Raw genomic sequence first — 20373 nt, 5'->3', positions numbered from 1 at the left:
ATGCGCGATGACGCCCGGCCGCCGCGGGGCATCGTCACGATTCCCGCACCCGGGCGGTGCTGCCGCGCACGACCAGTGACGTCTTCATCAACGATCGGGTGCGGGTGCCGCCACCCAGCCGATCGAGCAGGATCGTCGCGGCCGCACGCCCCTTCTCGACGATCGGCTGATGAATCGTGCTGAGACCGAGAAGTTCTGCGACGGGCGCGTCGTCGAAACCGATGACCGACATGTCGTCCGGCACCGACAGCCCGCGCTCGCGCAACACCTGCCACGCCGCCACCGCGTGCACGTCGGACGTCGCCACGAGCGCGGTAGGTTGCGCGGACGCGAGCAGGATCCGCGTGGCCTCGGCGCCGGCGGCACGGTCGATGTTGCCCGCCACCACGATGGACAATTCCCCCACCGGAAGGTGATGGTCGCGGGCCGCGTCGAAATAGCCGGCCAGGCGTTCGCGTGCGTTGCGCTCGGTTGCCGCACCGACGTCTTCCGCCGTGACCATCCGGCAGTCGGAGTCCAGGCCGAGTTTGTCGACGATGATCCCGACGCGCCGGTGGCCCAGTTTCAGGATGTGATCCATCTGGAGATAGGCGCCGTTCCGGTCGTCGATGGCCACGAACGGCAGCCCCGCGCTTCTCGGCGAATCGACGACGACGGCCGGGATCCCGCGCGCGATGATCGCCTCGACCAGGGGATGACCGTCCGGGACGTTGTGGATGACCACCCCGTCCACGAGCCCACGCAGAACCAGCGAGTTCGGCGGTGAATCCGGGGCGCCGCCGCGGGAGGCCGGAAACAGGGTCAGGGCGATGTCGGCCGAGTTCCCGATCTCCGCGATGCCCTTCATCAGCAGGGTCACGGACGGATCCTCGAGCGCCTGCACGGGAGAATCGGGCACGATCACGCCGACCGCGCCGATCCGCCCCGACCGCAGGCTGCTCCCGGCGATGTTCGGCCCGGCGTAGCCGAGTTCCGCCGCGACGGAGTAAATGCGTTCCCGTTGTGCCGCAGAGACCTTCGACGATTTACTGAACGCGTAGGAGACGGTGGCGACCGACACCCCGGCAGTTCGGGCGACGTCTTTCATCGTGACCACGTGGCACTCCCTCGTCGGCGTTCATCGGCCACAACCGGCCGTTGCGCACCGATGGCGAAGACCGATCCTAGTCCGCGCCCGGGCGCTTCCCGCGCTCCCTCGAAAGCACCCATTGACAGCACTCCATCCAGTGATACGATTCACCACCATAAGTTAATCGTTTCACCATTCCAGTTTCACCACCCCCGGGAGCACTCATGACCAAGGTCCTCTACCTCTACGGCGGCTGGCCCGGCCACCATCCGTACGACATCGCCGCGTGGACACGCGAACTGTTCTCCGAGCTGAACTACCAGGTCGAGGAGTCGCAGGACATCTTCACCCTCGACCGCGACCTGAGCGGTTACGACCTGATCGTGCTCGGCTGGAACAACGCTCTCACCACCGAGGACCTCAGCGATTCGCAGGAGAAGAACCTGCTCGACGCCGTCGCCGCGGGAACCGGGGTCGCGGCATGGCACGGGGCCGCCGCCGCGTTCCGGGCGAGCCTGAAGTACCACTTCCTGCTCGGCGGCGACTTCGTCGAACACCCTGCGGGAGAAGCCTTCCCGCAGCCGTACAAGGTGAGCATCACCGACCGCGAGCACGAGGTGACGGCGGGTGTCGAGGACTTCGCCGTGGCGTCCGAGCAGTACTACATGCACGTCGACCCGAACAACCGGGTCCTCGCGGAAACCGAGTTCAGCGGCGAGCACCTGCCCTGGCTGGAGGGGCTGCGCAGCCCGGTGGCGTGGGTGCGGCAGTGGGGCGCAGGCCGCGTCTTCTACCACTCGATCGGCCACACCCCGGCCGACCTGTCCGACCCGAACGTCCGCCGGCTGACCAAGCAGGGACTGCGCTACGCCGCCCGCGTAGCGAACTGACACGACCCATCACGACACGAGGAGAAACGATCATGGCGAAATTGACCGGCGGACAGGTGGTCGCCCAGGTCCTGAAACAGTACGGCGTCGAATACGTCACCGGCATTCCCGGCCACGGCATCTGGTCGCTCACCGATGCGTTCCTGGAGAAGGGATCCGAGATCCCGTTCATCCAGGTCTACCACGAGCAGAGCGCCACGCACCTCGCGGACGGCTACTACCGGGTGTCCGGCAAGCCGATGGCCGCGGTGGCGTCGATCGGGGCGGGCGCCGCGAACACCGTGCTCGGTCTCGCGACCGCGTACAGCGACTCGACGAGCCTGCTGTGTATTACCGGCGGGCCGCCCACCCACATGCGCGGACGCGGTCTGCTCCAGGAACTCGAGCGGCACACCGACAACGGATTTCCGCAGGTCACCGACGCGGTGTCGAAGCGCAGCTGGGTCGCCACCCGGGTGGAGGAACTGCCGTTCATCATGCACCGCGCGTTCAGCACCATGCTGACCGGCCGCCCGGGACCGGCGCACATCGAGGTGCCGATGGACGTGCAGGCCGAGGCCGCCGACGTCTCCCTGCACGACCTCGCGCGACGGCTGCCGGTCGGCCTACAGCAGCCCGACCCGCTGGCCATCGACAAGGCCGTCGACGTGCTCAGCGACTCGCGTAGGCCGGTGATCGTCGTCGGCGGCGGCGCCATCACGTCCGACTCGGCCGACGAGGTGCTCGCTCTCGCCGAGGCGTGGCAGATCCCCGTGGTCACCACGTGGAACGGCAAGGGCGCGTTCCCCGAGGACCACGCACTGTTCGCCGGCAGCGTCGGCCAGACCGGAACGATCGTGGGCAACGCCGTCGCCTCCCGCGCCGACGTGGTGATCTCCATCGGATGCCGGTTCACCGACTGGTCGTCCTCGAGTTACGCGCAGGGAGTGACGTTCTCGATTCCGCCCGCCAAGCTCATCCACATCGACATCGACCCGCACGAGATCGGCAAGAACTACCCGGCCGAGGTCGGCATCGTCGCCGACGCCAAGCCGACCGTCGCCGCGATCGTCTCCTCCCTCCCCCGCAGCGGCGCCGACCGCTCCGAATACCTCGCCGAACTCGAGCAGCTGAAGGCGGAGTGGGAGGCCAAGCTCGCCGGCCGTCGCGACTCCGACCGGTTCCCGTTCACCTCGCAGCGCCCCCTCGGCGGCCTGCGGTCGGTGATGGAACGGGACGGCATCATCGTCGCCGGTTCCGGCAACACCCAGGGCGCCGTGAAGCAGACGTTCCCGGTATATCACCCGCGCACGCACCTGACCTCCGGCGGATTCTCGTCGATGGGCTGGGCCGTGCCCGCCGCGATCGGCGCCAAGCTCGCCGCCCCCGACCGTCAGGTCGCGTGTGTGGTCGGTGACGGCGACTTCCTCATGACGTCGCAGGAGATCGGTGTCTGCGTGCAGCACGACATTCCGGTCGTGTTCGTGGTCCAGGACAACGCGGGCTTCATGTCCATCCGGGGCGGGCAGCGCAAGCAGACCAGCCGGCACATCGGCACCGAGTTCAACCGCCCCGACGGCACCCCGTACAGCCCCGACTTCAAGGCTCTCGGCCAGTCGTTCGGCCTCGAATCGTTCCGGGTGGACGACCCGGCCGACCTCGAGAACACGTACCGGAAGGCCTTCGACTCGAAAGCGCCTGCCCTGATCGAGATCCCGACGGATCGCGACGCCGCCGGACCGTGGGTTCCCGGGTGGTGGGACTTCCCCGTCCCCGCGTACATCGACGACGAACGTCAGGACGAGTACTGGGCGACCCGAGCCAAGGAACAGCACCTGTGAGAACCTCGGGCCACGATCAGATCGACGCGTATTCACCGCTGCGCGAGGGCGCGGTGGTGGAGGTGGGCGACTCCGACACGGTCACGGCAGATGTCGTGGTCGTCGGGTCCGGGATGGGTGGTTCGACCCTGGCGTGGGCGCTCCGGGATCGGGACGTCGACGTCCTGGTCGTCGAGCGCGGCCGGTTCCTCCCCCGTGAGGTGGAGAATTCGCAGGCCGCGGAGATGTTCCTCGAGGGCCGGTACAAGACCGCCGAACCGTGGTTCGACGGCAGCAACGGTGAGCCGTTCCAGCCCGGTGTGTACTACTGGGTGGGCGGCAACACGAAGTTCTACGGCGGCAGCCTTCCCCGCTTCCGCGTCACGGATTTCGAAGAGACGCAGCACTACGACGGCGTCTCACCGAAGTGGCCGTTCAGCTACGCCGACCTCGAACCGTTCTACGCCGAGGCGGAGCGTCTCTACCAGGTGCACGGCGTCGACGGCGAGGATCCGACCGAACCCCCGCGGTCGTCTCCGTATCCGTTGCCCCCGCTGCCGCACGAACCGACGATGGAGCGTTTCGCCTCCTCGCTGCGCAAGCAGGGTCTGCACCCGTTCCACACGCCGAACGGCATGAACCTGACCACGCAGGAGCATCGCCGGCAGTCGACGGCGTCGGACGGCACCCCGTCGCAGACCGACCACAAGAGTGAAGCGGAGAACCGCGCGCTGCGCCCCGCCCTCGAGTCGGAGCGGGTGCGCCTGCTCACCGAAGCCAAGGTGACGCGTCTGCTCACCGACGCGAAGGGCACTCGAATCGTCGCCGCGGAGGCCGAGTTCCGTGGCCGCACCATCCGGATCACGGCCAACCAGTTCGTGGTCTCGGCGGGGGCGGTCAACACCGCGGCGCTGCTGCTCCGGTCGGGCGGCGAACGGAACCCGGACGGTCTCGGCAACTCGTCGGGACTACTGGGCCGGAACTACATGGTGCACAACAGCACGTTCTTCATGGGCGTGAACCCCCTCCGGACCAACACGACCGCGTGGCAGAAGACGCTGGGAATCAACGACTGGTACGTCGCGGGCCCCGACAACGAGTACCCGCTCGGCAATCTGCAGATGCTCGGCAAACTGCAGGCCGCGCACGTGAAGGGGGCACGGCCCTGGGCGCCGATGTGGGCGCTGAAGGCGGTGGTGGATCGCAGTCTCGACATCTACCTCACCACCGAGGATCTCCCGGCACGCAGCAACCGGGTTCGGGTCGACGGCGACCGGATCATCGTCGACTGGACACCCAACAACACTGCGCCGCACCGTGAACTGGTTCGCCGCGTCTCCGCGGCGGTCCGCCGGGCGCGGTATCCGATCATCCTCACCGAACGGATGGGGATCGCGACGAACTCGCACATGTGCGGAACCGCGGTCGCCGGCACCGATCCGGCGGCGAGTGTCCTCGACCCGCACTGCCGAAGTCACGACGTCGACAATCTGTGGGTGGTGGACGGGTCGTTCTTCCCGTCGTCGGCGGCGCTCAACCCCGCGCTGACCATCGCAGCCAACGCGCTGCGGGTCGCACCCCACATCGCGTCCGCCGCAGAATAACCTCGATCCGCGGCCGTTCCGACCGCGTCGCGCCCCGCTCGACGGGTGCGACACGGCGGAAGGGTCCGCGGATCGTCGCTGTCACCTCATGGAGGCGAGTGGAGACTCCTCGGTCGCGCGCGTCTGTCCGGCCGCGCGGGCAGCCAGTCCCGCGAGGACGGCGCCCGCCAGGACGACGTGCGGCGCCCTCGTCCGATTCGGCCGACGCGGACATTGTGAGCGGAAAGTCAAGGGCGACAACGACACCCCACAACGCGCGGCCGAGCGCGGCGAGGATCAGGTTGCCCGCCAGGATGACCGACAGGATCCCTGCCACCGCGAGCACCGCGGACCAACGGACGGTCACGGAGCGGCCGTACCGGTCGATGACACGCCCGCCGAGCAGGCGGCCCGCCGTCATCGCGGCCACGAACACGACGTAGAACGCGGCACCGGTCGACGAGGCGACTCCATAGCCGTCGACGATCCCGATCGGCAGCCAGTCGTTGGCACTGCCCTCCGCGAACGCCATGCCGAGCGCGATCAGTCCGAGGAGGACGATCCGGGTGTCCCGCCAGACCGTCGCGTTCCCGGACGCGCCCGGCCTACGGCGTGTACGCGTGACCTCTCGTCCGGACGCCGGCGGAAGCAGCCAGGGCCGCGACCCGCGAGACCCGATCCGAGCCCGACCGTCAGGAGGCCGAGGCTCGCGATCGTGGCCGCGGCCGCGGCCGTGATGACGTGACGGGCGCCGATGCGGGCGACGACCGGACCGGCGAGCAGCAGTCCGGCCATCGATCCGATCGACAGACCGAGGATGATCAAGCCCAGGTCGCCGGTGCCCACCTCGAGGGAGGAGCGGATGGCCGGGGTGCGGGTCACCCAGGATGCGTAGGTGATCCCCGTTCCGGTGAAGATAACGAAAGTTGCTGCTTTCCAGCCACGCTCACCGCGCCTCAACGGCGGACTCTCGGTAGGCACAGCTGTCTCCTGTTCGCGTCGGGGAATGCGGTTAGTCGTATCAACAAACAACGGTCCGGCACCTCGGGAGAGGTGCCGGACCGTGGGAACCGGAGTGGCGAACGAGCTACCCGGCCGCCACCTCGCGCCTGCTCGTCTCGTCGACCGGCTTGTGGTAGCGCGGCACCAGGCGCATCAGGGCGGGACCGCCGATCGCGATCAGCACGAGGAGGATGGCCGGCAGCAGCGGCATCCATTCGATACCGAGGTTGTCGACGACGACGGTGATCGCCGCCGGCCCGACGAGCATGCCCACGTAGCCGATCGCGTTGACGAGACCGATGTTCCGTCCCGCATTCTCCGGATCGCGTCGCCCGGCAGCCGACAGCATGAGCGGTGCCATGCAGGCCAGGCCGAGACCGAGCAGCACGAAGCCGGTGAGCGCGAGCGGCGCCGAGCCGCCCAGCATCGCGAGAAGAGCACCGGCGGCACCGATGACACCGCTCGCGCCGACGATGAGGCGGGCACCGAAGTACTCCGCCAGCCTGTCACCGAACAAGCGGCCGACGAACTGCGCACCCGAGTAGAGCGTCACGGCCGTCGCCGCCAGCCCCGCCGTGGTGCCGACCGCGCGGCGAACGAATTCCTGACCCCAGTCCAGGACCGCGCCCTCGCTGAGCATCGACCCGAGCAGGAGCACACCGAATCCGATCATCACGAGCAGCGTCGCCGTGGTGGCCGACCGCTTCCCGGGGTGGGCGGGGTCGGCGGCGCCCGGAATCTCGTCCTGCTCCGGGGGCAGCAACTCGTCGAGGGAGAGGAGCCACTTGCCGAAGACGAAACCGAGGACCGACAACACCACGCCGATCGAGATGTAGGCGACGGCCGGGCTGTCGGTGAAGTGCCGGGCCAGCGCGCTGCCGACGAGACCGAGAACGAAGCCACCCGCCGGGTAGGCGGCGTGGAACGCGGACATGATGGGTCGCCCGTAGTACCGCTCGACCTGCACACCGTGGGTGTTGAACGCCGTGTCGAACGCGCCGCGGAGCAGTCCGATGAGCACGCCGATCGCCATCGCTCCGATCAGTCCGTCGAGGAACGCGAGGGGGATGTAACAGAGCGGGTAGATCACCATCGTGGGCATGGCCGTGTTTCGCGGGCCGTACCGATCGATGAACGGGCCGATGGCGAAGCAACCGACGGCGGCGCCGATGCCGATCGACAGCGCGAGGAGGCCGAACTGCGAGTCGCCGCCGTCGCCTTCCCATCCGAGGTGACCACGCAACGAAGTGGTGCTCGTCGACCACATCAACATCACGGCGCCCAACTGGAAGAAGCCGAAAAATGTTGCGATTCGCGCCTTTCGCACGCGTGTATGGTCGAGCACGGGAGCGGTGCCTGCTCCATGTGTTGCCATGATTTCGTCCTTGCCGTAGGTCTCGGACCGCCGCAGGCGCCTACGGGGGTAGGCATCCGTTCAGCGAGTAGCGAGTGCGTGAACTTTCGATCAACACCGACTGGATGGCCGGAATCTTGGTGAAAACACTACGAAGGTGACGCGCCGCACAACAGGTACAGACCGTGTACCTCCCGCGCGCAGACTGCACAGAGTGAGAAGTCGGCACGATCCGCTCCGCACTCATGGTCGCCGGCTCCGGCGCGCCGCGACCGACGATCCCTCGAGCAGATCCAGTCCCTTCACCGCGAGCAACAGGCTCTGCCGGGTGGCGGCGTCGTCGAGGGATTTACCCAGGATCGCAGCGATGCGATCGAGCCGGTTGTACAGCGTCCGGCGCTGGATGAAGAGTTTGTCCGCCGCTTCGGTCTTGCGGCCGTCGACGGAGAGGAAGGCCCGCAACGTGGGGAGCAGCGGGGTCGTGGACTGCGCGTCCTTCGTGAGCAGTGGACCGAGTTCGTCCTCGACGAAGCTGGCGAGTTCGGGCCCCTGCGCCAACGTCACGAGCAGACGTTCGACGCCGAGGTCGTCGAAATGCAGCACGGGTGAGGCGGGCAGGGAGCGCGACACCGCGGCGGCGCTCTTCGCCTGCGTGACCGCGACCTGCAGCATCGAGGCAGGCACCGCGCGGCTCATGCCGCCCCCGTGCTCCATCTTCCCGAGCAGGCCCGCGAGTTCGGCGCGGGTTCGCCCGGATTCCGCCGCCACCGCCACGACGTAGTCGCCCATGTCGGCGTTGATCGCGCCGGTGTCGATCTGGCGGCCTCCGCGCGGAGCGGACGACTCGTCGCGGCCGTCCTTGTTCGCGATGACGACGACGATGTGTCCCGACCCCAGCTGATATCCGAGTCTTCCTGCCTGGTCGACGAATTCGGCCCCGGAGAGGTCGCCGATCAGCAGTCGCGTGATCAGTGCCGTGCTCCGCTGGTCGTCCCGTGCTTCCCGGCTCCGATCGGTCAGCAGGGAGATCGCGACGGACGCGGCGGCGCGCTCCGCTGCGAACACGGCGGTGGAGCGTGCGGCCGCGGGCCGGTCGGTGAAGACGTGGATCCAGCCCCACGGCTGACCGCGCATCAGAACCGGCCTGCGAACGCATCCGTCGTCGTCGCTGTGGAGACCCCGCGCGTGCTTGTCCCAGTCCTCGATGCCCGCCTCCTCGTCGAACTCGCCGACGTACGCCATCACGCGGTGCGCGATATTCTCGAGTACCACCGTGCTGTCGGTGAGTTCGGCCAGCGTCTGCACGATCGACAGGTAGTCGGCGCCGTCGAGCAACAGGTTCGAGAACGTGGACTCGACTTCCCGCTCATAAGTGAGCGCCTGCAGGCGCTTGTCGGTCAGGATCTCGTGCACCTGCGCCGAGACACCGGCGAACGGCACCTCGCGAGCGAGGGCGATGATCGGCAGGTCGCAGGCCTGCCCTTCGGCGACTACGGCATCCGGTACGCGGTCGAACATCCGTCCCGACTCCTCGATGACGAGAGCGGCGGCCCCGGCATGAGCGGCTGCGCGCACGAACACCTGCTGAAGGGCGCCCGTGTTGCCCATTCCGAGCCCGGCGGTCAGGAGTAATTCTCCACCCCGGAGGAAGCGGGCGATATCCGAGATCTCGGAGGAATGCACCCAGCGGACCTCACGGTCGAGGCTGCCCGATCCGGTCAGGACACGGGCTCCCGCGTTCTTCAGGAGATCGATTTCGAGGGCATCGGCGACGGTGAAGACCATGAACAATGGTACACAGAATGTGCATGAACAGACGCAAACAGTTCCCACAATGCAACTGTCGGAAACGGTGTGGCACCGCAATGCTGAATGACAACAGATCCTGCCCCTCGCTCATCCGAAGGAAGCACCCATGTCATTCGTTCTCAAGGCCGCCGTCGGTGAACCAGCGCAGCGGGCGAGCAACCCCGCCGTGGTCGACACCGTCGCCGCCGTCATCGCCGACGTCCGCGCGAACGGCGACGACGCCGTCCGGAAGTACTCCGAGAAGTTCGACGGCTGGTCCCCCGAGTCGTTCCGGCTGAGCGAGGACCAGGTTGCGGAGATCGTGAAGTCCGTACCGGAGACCGTCCTCGACGACCTGCGGTTCGCGCAGCGCCAGATCCGTAACTTCGCCCAGGCGCAGCGCGACTCGATCCAGGACATCGAGGTCGAGACCCTGCCCGGCGTCTTCCTCGGCCACCGCAACGTCCCGATCGACGCCGCGGCCGCGTACGTGCCCGGCGGACGCTACCCACTCACTGCGTCCGCGCACATGACCGTGCTCACCGCGAAGGTCGCCGGCGTCGAACGCGTCGCCGCGACGACCCCGCCGAACGCGGGCGAGGCGCCGCCGATCAGCGTCGCCGCCATGCACCTGGCCGGCGCCGACGAGATCTTCGTCCTCGGCGGCGTGCAGGCGATCGCCGCGCTGGCACTGGGCACCGACACCATCGACCCGGTCTCGATCCTGACCGGCCCCGGCAACGCCTTCGTGGCCGAGGCCAAGCGGCAACTGTTCGGTGAGGTCGGGATCGACCTGTTCGCCGGACCGACCGAGACACTCATCGTCGCCGACGACCACGCCGACCCGTTCACCATCGCCGTCGACCTGTTGTCGCAGGCCGAGCACGGCCCCGATTCCCCGTGCGTGCTGATCACCACGTCCGAGGCGGTCGGCCGGGCCACCCTCGACCACATCGAGGCCCTGCTTCCGGGCCTGGTGACCAACGCCATCGCCGGTCCCGCGTGGCGCGATCACGGCCAGGTCCACATCGTCGACACCCTCGCCGAGGCCTACGCCCTCGCCGACAAGTTCGCGTCCGAGCACGTCCAGATCCTCACCGAGGACCCCCGTCAGGCTCTGACCTCCATGCGGAACTACGGCGCCCTGTTCCTCGGCGAAGGCACGTGTGTTCCGTACGGCGACAAGCTGATCGGCACCAACCACGTCCTCCCGACCCTCGGCGCCGCGAACTACACCGGCGGTCTGTGGGTGGGCAAGTTCCTCAAGACCCTCACCTACCAGGAGGTCCGCAACCTCGACACCAGCGCCCAGTTGGGTGAGATCTGCGGACGGGTGTCGAGGCTCGAGAAGTTCGAGGGCCACGCCCGGTCCGGCGACCTCCGGGCAGCCAAGTTCGGCAACGCCCCGCTGGCGTGGGGCGACATCCCGACCCGGGTGACGTCCGAGCGATGACCCGACTCGAGCACGATCTTCTCGGCGACCGGGAAGTTCCCTCCGATGCCTACTACGGCATCCACACGCTGCGGGCGACCGAGAACTTCCCGATCACCGGCATCCCGCTGTCCAGCCATCCCGACTTCGTGTCGGCGCTGGCAGCCGTCAAGCAGGCCGCGGCGCTGACCAACGCGAATCTCGGTCTGCTGCCGCTTCGTGAGGCCGGGGCGATTGCCCGGGCCTGTGAAGAGATTCGGGCCGGCGCCCTCCGGGACCAGTTCGTCGTGGACGTCATTCAGGGCGGTGCAGGCACCTCCAGCAACATGAACGCCAACGAGGTGGTCGCCAACCGGGCCCTGGAACTGCTCGGCCACGCCCGCGGCAGTTACGAGCATCTCCATCCGCTCGAGCACGTGAACATGAGTCAGAGCACCAACGACGTCTACCCCACCGCGATCAAGGCCGGCCTGCAAACCGCCCTGACCAGGCTACGGGCGTCGATGCAGGACCTGGCGGGCGCGTTCGCGGTGAAGTCGACCGAGTTCGCCGACGTCCTCAAGGTCGGGCGCACCCAACTGCAGGATGCGGTCCCGATGACCCTGGGGCAGGAGATCGCGACGTTCGCGCTGATGATCGACGAGGATTCGCAGCGGCTCGGCGAGGCAGCGACCCTCATCTCGGAGATCAACCTCGGCGGAACAGCGATCGGGACCGGTCTCAACGCGCACCACGAGTACGCGTGGCGGGTGCGCGAGCATCTCGCCGCGATCACCGGGATCGAGGTGACGACGGCGTCCGATCTGATCGAAGCCACCCAGGACGTCGGGGCGTTCGTCCAGCTGTCCGGGGTACTCAAGCGCACCGCGGTGAAGCTGTCCAAGATCTGCAACGACCTCCGGCTGCTGTCGTCGGGGCCGCGCGCCGGCTTCGGTGAGATCACACTGCCGCCCGTGCAGGCCGGCTCGTCGATCATGCCGGGCAAGGTGAATCCGGTGATCCCGGAGGTCGTGAACCAGATCGCCTTCCGGGTGATCGGGAACGACCTGACCGTCACGATGGCCGCCGAGGGCGGGCAGCTGCAGCTCAACGCGTTCGAGCCGATCATCGCGCACAGCCTGTTCGAGACGATCGAATTGCTCACCCGCGGATGCGCGGTACTCCGCGAGCGGTGTGTCGTGGGGATCGGTGCGAACGTCGAGCACCTGAAGAACACCGTCGACGCGTCCATCGGCGTGGTCACGGCCCTCAACCCTCACATCGGGTACACCGCCGCCACCGCGATCGCGGCGGACGCACTGGCGACGGGCCGCACCGTCGCAGCGCTCGTGCTCGAGAGGGGTCTGCTCAGCCGGGAAAAGCTCGACGACGTGCTGCGGCCCGAGAACCTCACCCGACCGCTCGTGCCCTGACCGCGGCGGGCAACTCGTCCCCCACCGGGATGAGTTGCCCGTTTTCGGTTGACATCCGTCACACTGCCGCTACCCTTGAGTTATACGTATAACCATTTAATCGACTGTCTGTTCGTGTCGACCGCACGACCGAACATTGACACCACTCTCTACGACCGAGGAGCAGGACCCATGAGAGACGCATCCGTGGGAGAGCCCACAGGCCCGAGCAAACACAGCTACGACGTCGTCATCGTCGGCAGCGGAATGGGCGGTGGCACACTCGCCTACGCGCTCGCGGACTCGGGAGTCGATGTGCTTCTGATCGAGCGCGGCGACTTCCTGCCGCAGGAAAAGCAGAACTGGAGCCCTCAGGAGGTCTTCGAGGGACACCGGTACGCGAACGCCGAGCAGTGGTACGACACCGAGGGCAGACCGTTCAGCCCCGGCACGTACTACTACGTTGGCGGGAACACCAAACTCTACGGCTCCTCGCTGGTGCGGTTCCGCCGGGAAGACTTCCAGTCGACGCAGCACGAGGCCGGCGAATCACCCGAGTGGCCCTTCTCGTACGACGACTTCGCCCCGTATTACGCACGCGCAGAACAGGTGTACCGGGTCCACGGCGACCATACCGACGACCCGACCCTGCCCCGCGACGAACCGTTCCCCTACCCGGCGATCGGACACGAACCGCCGGTGCAGGAGGCCGCCGACGCCCTGCGCCGCCTCGGCTACACCCCGTCGAACATTCCGCTGGGCATCGACCTGCGCGAGGGCGGCGGCTGCATTCGATGTCGAACCTGCGACGGGTTCCCCTGTCGCGTGCTTGCCAAGTCCGATGCCGACGTGCGGTGCGTGCGTCCCGCCGTGGCCTCCGGCACGGTGGAACTGCTGACCAACGCCTACGTCGAACAGGTCCTGACCGACGACACCGGCAAGCAGGCCACCGGAGTTCGGCTGCGGCACCGCGGGACCGAACTCGTCGTCGAGGCAGCCACGGTGGTGGTCTCGTGCGGCGCCGTCAACTCCGCGGCGCTGCTGCTGCGGTCGGCGAACCCCGCGCACCCGGACGGTCTCGCCAACTCCTCCGGCATGGTCGGACGAAACTACATGGTGCACAACAACTCCATCATGGTCGGCATCAACCCGCTGAAGAAGAACACCGCCGAGTTCCAGAAGACGCTGTACCTCAACGATTTCTACACTCACGGCACCGCGGACCACCCCTACCCGCTCGGGCACGTGCAGCTGATCGGGAAACTGCAGGGCGAGATGATCAAGGGCCAACGGCCGCTGATCCCCAAGTGGGCACTGAGCCAGGCGACGGCCCGCAGCATCGACTGGTGGCTGTTCACCGAGGACCTACCCGATCCGGACAACCGCGTCACCCTCACCGCCGACGGCAACATCCAGATCGCGTGGACCCCCAACAACACGCGCGCCCACGAGGTCCTGGTCCGCGAGATGCGCAAGATCCTCCGCAAGATCGGGTACCCGTTCGTCTTCAGCGAGGGCACCGGCATCGAGGTGAACTCCCACCAGGCCGGCACCGTCCGCGCCGGAACCGACCCCACGACCTCCGTGCTCGACGCCGACTGCCGCGCCCACGACGTGCACAACCTCTACGTCGTCGACTCGTCCTTCTTCCCGTCCCTGCCCGTGATGAACCCCGCCCTGTCCATCGCGGCCAACGCCTTCCGCGTCGCCGAGGCGATCACCGCACAGCACCGCACGACCGCAGGCCGGACCTCCCCGGCCGAACCCACGTCCGTCTGACACCGTCACCGAAAGCTAGGAACACCGACATGACAACACAGCAACTCACCGGCGGACAGATGGTCGTCGACTTCCTGATCCGCGAGGGAGTCGAGAAGGTCTTCGCGATCCCCGGCCACGGCAACACCGCACTCCTCGACGCGTTCGTCGACCGCGCCGACGAGATCGAACTGGTCCCCGCCATGCACGAGCAGGGCGCCGCCCACATGGCCGACGGCTACTACCGGGCCTCGGGCAAGATCGCCGCGATCTGTACCTCCATCGGCCCGGGCGCCACCAACACCCTCACCGGGTTGGCGACCGCGTTCGCCGACTCGATGCCGATGCTCCTGATCACCGGCGCCGTGCACACCTACATGGAGAACCGGGGTGTACTGCAGGAGATCGACCGCCCGCACGGCAACAACTTCCCCCGCATGGTCGAACCGGTCGTCAAGCGCTGGTGGCAGCCCAGCCGCCTCGAACAGCTTCCGGTGGCGCTCGCCCAGGCGTTCAACACCATGCACGAGGGCCGGCGCGGACCCGTGCTCGTCGACATCCCGCAGGACCTGCAGGCCGAATACGGCGACTACACCCCCGACACCGGCACCCGCAGGCCCGCCGCCCGCGCAACCGGTGACCCGGCCGTGATCGCCGAGGCCGCCCACCTGCTCGCCGGCGCGAAGCGTCCGGTCATCGTCGCCGGCGGCGGCGTCATCCACGCCGAGGCCGCCGCCGAACTGATGGCCGTCGCCGAGCACCTCGGGGCACCGGTCACGCACTCGTTCCAGGGCAAGGGCGCCTTCCCCGCCGACCACGACCTCTACGCCTGGCCGTGCGGCGACATGGGTTCGATCCCGGGCAACGGCGTCACCCGCACCGCCGACGTGATCCTCGCCGTCGGCTGCCGGTTCAGCGACCGCATCACCTCCTCGTACCGCCCCGGCGTCACGTTCGACATCCCGAACACCAAACTGGTGCAGATCGACATCGACGGATTCGAGATCGGCCGCAACTACCCGGTCGAGGTCGGTGTCGTCGGCGACGCGAAAACCTCCCTGCAGTCCCTACAGAACGCCCTCACCGACCTCGGGCCCGGCCGCGACTACCGCAGCACCGACTACTTCGCGGAACTGCAGGACCTCAAGGCGCAGTGGGACGAGCACCTGCGGCCGATGCGGACCACCGACTACCTGCCCATGACCAACTCGCGGGCCATGGTCGAGATCCGCAAGGCCCTGCCCCGCGAGGGCATCCTCGTCACCGACTCGTCCAACCCCGCCAACCAGGCATTCAACGAGTTCCCGATCTACGGCCCGAAGACCAACATCGTCGCCGGCGGATTCTCCGGCATCGGATTCGGCGTGCCCGCCGCGATCGGCGCGCAGATCGGCGCCCCCGACACCCCCGTCCTGGCGATGGTCGGCGACGGCAGCTTCCTGCAGACCGGCACCGAAATCGCGACCGCCGCCATGCTCGGCGTGCCGCTGGTGATCGTCGTCCTCAACAACGGCGGCTGGGAAGCGATCAAGGACCTGCAGATCAGCCTGTTCGGTGAGGAACGCGAAATCATCTCCGGATGGAAGAACGTCGACGGAACACCGTATTTCGCCGACATCACCCGGTTCGCCCAGTCGCTCGGCTGCAGCGCCGAACGCGTCGAGGACCCGGAGAAGCTGGCCGACGCGATCGAGCGGGCGTTCGCGACACCGGGCCCGGTGATCATCGAGGCGATGAGCGCGCACGAACTGCCCTGGACCGAGATGCACCCCACCGGCTGGTGGGACATCACCGTTCCCGCCTACCACGGCGAGGTCCGCGACGACTACGTCGCTCAGCGCGGATTCTGATCGGGGACCGACATGGGAAAGATCAAACTCGGCCTGAACCTCGAGTTCGCCCGCTTCGAGAACGGCTCCTTCGACTGGGCCATGGACCAGGCCGCCGAGATCGGCTACAAGTACGTCGAACCGATGGTCTACTGGGGCCGCGAACTGCTGAGCACCGCCGGGTACTTCCACACCCGGTCGATGCTCGACGACCCGCTGATCATCCGGGACGCCGCCGAATCCCGGGGGCTGTCCATCTCGTCGCTGTCCAGCCACGCCCCGCTGGCGAAACCGGACGTGTCGGTCGACTACCTCAAGCAGTCGATCCGCTACGCCGCCGAGGTCGGGTCTCCGATGATCATGGTCGACGACGGCCCGCTGCCGACGTGGACCACCGAGGCGGAGAACTACACGCTGATGCGGTACACCCTGCAGGAGGCCGCGAAGGTCGCCGAACCGCGCGGCATCAAGATCGCGATCGAGACGCACGGCGAATACACCGCCACCCCGGAACGGCTCGAGAAGATCATGAACCTGATCGACAGCCCCGCCCTGACGATCAACCTCGACACCGGCAACAGCTACCTCAGCGAGAACGACCCGCACGAATGGCTCGAGCAGATCATCGGGGACGTCACCCACCTGCACGCCAAGGACATCGGCATCGACGACGCGAAACGGCTGCGCGGCAAGGTCCGCGGCATGCTCGGCTGCGCCTGCGGCGACGGCGTCATCGACTGGGAACGGATCGTGAAAACCCTCCACCAGGCCGACCACGACGTCGTCCTGTCCGTCGAATGCGGTGGCCTCGACGCCGCGAAGAAGAGCTACACCTACCTCACAGATCTGATCACCCGCATCCAGGCCGGCTGACAACGGCGTCACCGGTCCCGCAGGTGATCCCCACGACACGCTGGATCCTGAACCGACATTCGAGTCTCCGGTGCGTCGTGCCCACAGCGTGCCGCCCGACACCCCGTGTGCCGGGCGGCACGCTTCACCCCTACCAGGTGGTCGCGCGCAACGCCCTGGGCAAACTCGTTCTCCTCGACCGGAGTGAGGACGACGATGACGTCGATGTCGCCAGGGCGAGCTGACACCCGGGAGAACAGCACGGTCCGGCCGATAGGCTGGGCTCGACAACCGTGCGACGGAGAGGATCGGCATTCGTGACCACGATGCACGACGTCGCCCGAGCGGCAGGCGTGTCCCAGGCGGCGGTCTCGTACGCGTACAACCAGCCCCACAAGCTGTCCGCAGCGCGGCGCGCCCACATCTTCCAGGTGGCCGCGGAACTCGGCTACGCCGGCCCCAACCCTGCGGGCCGCAACCTCCGCACCGGGCAGGTCGGTGCACTGGGGCTGATGATCACCGACTCGTTGCGCTACGCCTTCGACGATCCGGCCACCTCACAATTGCTCAAGGGCATATCGGAGGTCGGTGAACTGGCCGAGGTCGCACTGACGCTGCTTCCCTGCCCACTCGAGTCCACGCGGGTTGCCGAGGGTTCCGGTGTGCTGGTGCGCGGCGCCGTGGACGGCTTCCTCGCGTACGCGATGCCGGACGGCCATCCCGGGATGCAGACAGCGATGAGCCGGCGGCTGCCGATCGTGGTGATCGACGGCCACAATCCGGGCGGGCTGCCGCGGGTCGGAATCCAGGATCGACAGGCCGCAAAGGAGATCGCGGAGCACGTGCTCTCCCTCGGACACCGGCACGTCGGGTTTCTCGTCGACCGCCTCGTTCCCGACGGCAAGGGCGGGCGCGTCGACCCCGCCCGCATCCGGGCCGCCCGCGACCACGTGATGAAAGAACGCCTCGCCGGATACGCGTCCGCATGCCGGAAACACAAGGTGCCGTGGTCGTCCGCCGTGGTCGTCGAGGCAGGCGGATTCGACTACGAGTTGTCCCGCACCGCCGTCGAGACTCTGCTCGACGCCGGACCCGTGACCGCAGTGATTGCCGCCTCCGACCTGCTGGCCCTCGCAGCGATCGACGTCGCCCGGGAACGCGGCCTCCGGGTGCCGAAGGATCTGTCGGTGGTCGGCTTCGACGACATTCCCGCAGCCCGCGCCGCCGGCCTCACGACGGTCCGGCAACCCCTCGTCGACAAGGGCCGCGAGGCCGCACAACTGCTGCTCGACATCATCGGCGGCGGATCCGGACGCGAGATCACGCTGCCCACCGAACTCGTCGTCCGCGAGAGCACCGGTCCCGCGCCCGCCGATCGGTGAGTCACCCTGCTGCGCCGCGTAGTTCGGGATTGCCGTCGACGATGGAGTAGAGCGCCTCGGTGATCGCCTTGACCCGTGCAAGTCGGGTCAGTTCCCGCGGCACGACCAGCCAGTAGGTGCGGTGGGCGATGAAGTCGTCGGTGAGGATCGGCACGAGATCGTCGTCGAGCGCCCCGATGTAACTCGGCAGTGGCGCGATCCCGACGCCGTGCTTCACGGCCTGGTAGTGGCCGGCGATGTTGTTGGTCTGGATCTGCGCCTGGAAATCCGGAATCAGCGCGTCGAGGATGCGCAGCGGTTCGACGTCGAGGAACGCGTCCACGTACCAGATCAGCGTGTGATGGCGCAGATCCTCGAGTGCCGTGATGGGGTCGTGCTCGCTCAGGTAGCGCCGTGACGCGTACAGGCGGAGGTCGTACTCCGCCAGTTTGCGGACCACCACGGACCGCGGCGACGGGCGTTCGAGGGTGACGGCGATGTCGAAGTCGCGCCCGGTCAGCAGGTCGTGGGTGGTCGAGGTGACCAGTTCCGTGAACAGATCGGGGTGCTCGGACCGCACCGCCGCAAGACCCGGCACCAGCACGAACGACCCGAAACCGTCGGGCGTGATGATCCGGACGGTGCCGGTGAGCCCGCCCCGCGACGACGTCTCGTCGAGTGCGGCGAGTACCGCGGTCTCCACCGCTTCCGCGTGGGGAACCAGCCGCCTGCCCGCTTCGGTGAGCTGCCATCCCGACACCCCGCGGTCGAAAAGCCTGGTGCCGGTGTCTTTCTCGAGACGGGTGATTCTCCGCGAGACGGTCGTGTGATCGACGCCGAGTCGCTTCGCCGCGTCGGCGAGGCGACCGGTCCTCGACAACTCCAGGAGGTAACGCATGTTGTCTGCGGTAAACATCGCCCTCACCCTCGTGCAAATGTGCAGTCCGAAGTGCCATTTTACTCGTTGACGCAGGCATTGTTGCCCAGCAGACTCGTGGTCACCCCACCTTTCCAGGAGTACATCCCATGGCCGTCATCTCCCATTGGTTCGACAACAAGACGTTCCCCGGCACCAGCGGTAACACCGCCCCCGTCACCAACCCCGCCACCGGTGCCGTCACCGGACAGGTCGCCCTCGCCAGCATCGAAGACGCCCGCGCCGTCATCGACGCCGCCGCCGCCGCCTTCCCCGCGTGGCGCGACACCTCCCTCGCCAAGCGCACCCAGATCATCTTCAAGTTCCGGGAACTGCTCAACGAGCGCAAGGGTGAACTCGCCGAGATCATCACCTCCGANCACGGCAAGGTCGTCTCCGACGCNCTCGGTGAGGTCTCCCGCGGCCAGGAGGTCGTCGAATTCGCCTGCGGCATCGCGCACCTCCTCAAGGGCGGCATGACGGAGAACGCGTCCACCAACGTCGACGTCTCTTCCCTCCGCCAACCCGTCGGCCCCGTCGCCATCATCTCCCCGTTCAACTTCCCCGCGATGGTTCCGATGTGGTTCTTCCCCATCGCCATCGCCGCCGGCAACACCGTCGTGCTGAAGCCCTCCGAGAAGGACCCCAGCGCCGCGATCTGGATGGCCGAACTGTGGGCCGAAGCGGGACTGCCCGCCGGCGTGTTCAACGTGCTGCAGGGCGACAAGACCTCCGTCGACGAACTCCTCACCAACCCCGCGATCAAGGCCATCTCCTTCGTCGGGTCCACCCCCATCGCGCAGTACGTGTACGCCACCGGCACCGCCCACGGCAAACGCGTGCAGGCGTTGGGTGGCGCGAAGAACCACGCCATCGTCCTCCCCGACGCCGACCTCGACCTGGCCGCCGACGCCATGGTCAACGCCGGCTTCGGATCCGCCGGTGAACGCTGCATGGCGATCTCCGCGCTGGTTGCGGTCGGGGACATCGCCGACGAACTNGTCGCGAAGATCACCGAACGCACCAACACGCTCAAGATCGGTGACGGCACCAAAGATTCCGACATGGGACCGCTGGTGACGAAGGTGCACCGCGACAAGGTCGCCTCCTACATCGACGCCGGCGAGGCCGCCGGTGCGACGATCGTCGTGGACGGGCGCACCGTGCAGCCCGACGGTGGCGCGGACGGGTTCTGGCTCGGACCGACCCTCATCGACCACATCACCACCGACATGAGTGTGTACACCGACGAGATCTTCGGACCCGTCCTCTCCGTCATCCGCGTCGACTCCTACGACGAGGCCCTCGAACTGGTCAACTCCAGCCCGTTCGGCAACGGCACCGCCATC

The 20373-nt window shown here is 67.7% G+C and carries 17 protein-coding genes; 11 read left to right on the top strand and 6 right to left on the bottom strand.

Annotated features, from left to right (window positions below; genetic code table 11):
• Nucleotides 1–34: 34 nt before the first annotated feature.
• Nucleotides 35–1096: a LacI family DNA-binding transcriptional regulator gene (locus CA951_RS39355; protein WP_087562016.1), complete on the bottom strand. Its 1062-nt coding sequence runs from the start codon at nucleotides 1094–1096 to the stop codon at nucleotides 35–37.
• 197 nt (nucleotides 1097–1293) lie between these two features.
• Between CA951_RS39355 and CA951_RS39350 the strand changes: the two genes are divergently transcribed.
• Genes CA951_RS39350 through CA951_RS39340 form a run of 3 tightly spaced genes read left to right on the top strand, consistent with a single transcriptional unit; the run spans nucleotide 1294 to nucleotide 5362 of the window.
• The gene (locus CA951_RS39350; protein WP_087562015.1) at nucleotides 1294–1959 is read left to right on the top strand and encodes a ThuA domain-containing protein; all 666 of its coding nucleotides are present in this window, start codon (nucleotides 1294–1296) and stop codon (nucleotides 1957–1959) included.
• Nucleotides 1960–1991: 32 nt separating this feature from the next.
• Nucleotides 1992–3779: a thiamine pyrophosphate-binding protein gene (locus tag CA951_RS39345; RefSeq protein WP_087562014.1), complete on the top strand. Its 1788-nt coding sequence runs from the start codon at nucleotides 1992–1994 to the stop codon at nucleotides 3777–3779.
• Nucleotides 3776–5362 carry a GMC oxidoreductase gene (locus CA951_RS39340; RefSeq protein ID WP_087562013.1) on the top strand — a complete coding sequence of 529 codons (1587 nt, stop codon included), beginning with the start codon at nucleotides 3776–3778 and terminating at the stop codon, nucleotides 5360–5362. Before CA951_RS39345 ends, CA951_RS39340 begins: the two co-directional genes overlap by 4 nt.
• Here the strand turns inward: CA951_RS39340 and CA951_RS44705 are convergent.
• The 4 genes from CA951_RS44705 to CA951_RS39325 all read right to left on the bottom strand — a co-directional run bounded on the left by CA951_RS44705 (nucleotide 5292) and on the right by CA951_RS39325 (nucleotide 9482).
• Nucleotides 5292–5873: a hypothetical protein gene (locus CA951_RS44705; protein WP_256974273.1), complete on the bottom strand. Its 582-nt coding sequence runs from the start codon at nucleotides 5871–5873 to the stop codon at nucleotides 5292–5294. The two genes, CA951_RS39340 and CA951_RS44705, sit on opposite strands and share 71 nt — an antisense overlap.
• 11 nt (nucleotides 5874–5884) lie before the next feature.
• On the bottom strand, nucleotides 5885–6322 hold the full coding sequence (locus CA951_RS44700) for a hypothetical protein (RefSeq protein ID WP_256974272.1): 438 nt from the start codon (nucleotides 6320–6322) through the stop codon (nucleotides 5885–5887).
• A 106-nt stretch (nucleotides 6323–6428) separates the two neighbouring features.
• A complete protein-coding gene (locus CA951_RS39330) occupies nucleotides 6429–7718 on the bottom strand; it encodes an MFS transporter (protein WP_087562012.1) in 1290 nt (429 codons plus the stop codon).
• 222 nt (nucleotides 7719–7940) lie between these two features.
• Nucleotides 7941–9482, bottom strand: coding sequence for a PucR family transcriptional regulator (locus tag CA951_RS39325; protein ID WP_087562033.1), 1542 nt, complete (start codon nucleotides 9480–9482; stop codon nucleotides 7941–7943).
• A 130-nt stretch (nucleotides 9483–9612) separates the two neighbouring features.
• Here CA951_RS39325 and hisD point away from each other — a divergent pair, with 130 nt between their 5' ends.
• The 7 genes from hisD to CA951_RS39295 all read left to right on the top strand — a co-directional run bounded on the left by hisD (nucleotide 9613) and on the right by CA951_RS39295 (nucleotide 18129).
• A complete protein-coding gene (gene hisD, locus CA951_RS39320; RefSeq protein ID WP_087562011.1) occupies nucleotides 9613–10938 on the top strand; it encodes a histidinol dehydrogenase in 1326 nt (441 codons plus the stop codon).
• Entirely contained in the window at nucleotides 10935–12329 is a 1395-nt protein-coding gene (locus CA951_RS39315) for an aspartate ammonia-lyase (protein WP_087562010.1), read from the top strand. Before hisD ends, CA951_RS39315 begins: the two co-directional genes overlap by 4 nt.
• A gap of 171 nt (nucleotides 12330–12500) precedes the next feature.
• Nucleotides 12501–14087, top strand: a complete 1587-nt coding sequence (locus CA951_RS39310; protein WP_087562009.1) for a GMC family oxidoreductase — start codon at nucleotides 12501–12503, stop codon at nucleotides 14085–14087.
• Between the two features lie 29 nt (nucleotides 14088–14116).
• Nucleotides 14117–15916 carry a thiamine pyrophosphate-binding protein gene (locus CA951_RS39305; protein WP_087562008.1) on the top strand — a complete coding sequence of 600 codons (1800 nt, stop codon included), beginning with the start codon at nucleotides 14117–14119 and terminating at the stop codon, nucleotides 15914–15916.
• A 12-nt stretch (nucleotides 15917–15928) separates the two neighbouring features.
• Nucleotides 15929–16768, top strand: coding sequence for a sugar phosphate isomerase/epimerase (locus CA951_RS39300; RefSeq protein WP_087562007.1), 840 nt, complete (start codon nucleotides 15929–15931; stop codon nucleotides 16766–16768).
• A gap of 77 nt (nucleotides 16769–16845) precedes the next feature.
• Nucleotides 16846–16992, top strand: coding sequence for a hypothetical protein (locus CA951_RS43710; RefSeq protein ID WP_179220494.1), 147 nt, complete (start codon nucleotides 16846–16848; stop codon nucleotides 16990–16992).
• A 72-nt stretch (nucleotides 16993–17064) separates the two neighbouring features.
• Complete coding sequence (locus tag CA951_RS39295; protein WP_087562006.1) at nucleotides 17065–18129, top strand: LacI family DNA-binding transcriptional regulator; 1065 nt, start codon at nucleotides 17065–17067, stop codon at nucleotides 18127–18129.
• 1 nt (nucleotide 18130) lies between these two features.
• Here CA951_RS39295 and CA951_RS39290 read toward each other — a convergent pair whose 3' ends face one another.
• Nucleotides 18131–19024, bottom strand: coding sequence for a LysR family transcriptional regulator (locus CA951_RS39290; RefSeq protein ID WP_087562005.1), 894 nt, complete (start codon nucleotides 19022–19024; stop codon nucleotides 18131–18133).
• A gap of 110 nt (nucleotides 19025–19134) precedes the next feature.
• On the opposite strand from CA951_RS39290, the gene mmsA reads away from it, so the two are divergent.
• Nucleotides 19135–20373: CoA-acylating methylmalonate-semialdehyde dehydrogenase (mmsA, locus tag CA951_RS39285; RefSeq protein ID WP_087562004.1), on the top strand; the 1239-nt coding region annotated here is incomplete at its 3' end.

The sequence above is a fragment of the Rhodococcus sp. NCIMB 12038 genome (assembly GCF_002165735.1).
GTDB lineage: Bacteria > Actinomycetota > Actinomycetes > Mycobacteriales > Mycobacteriaceae > Rhodococcus_F.
The sequence above is the reverse complement of the archived record's forward strand: the minus strand, read 5'-3'. Positions and strand labels throughout refer to the sequence as shown.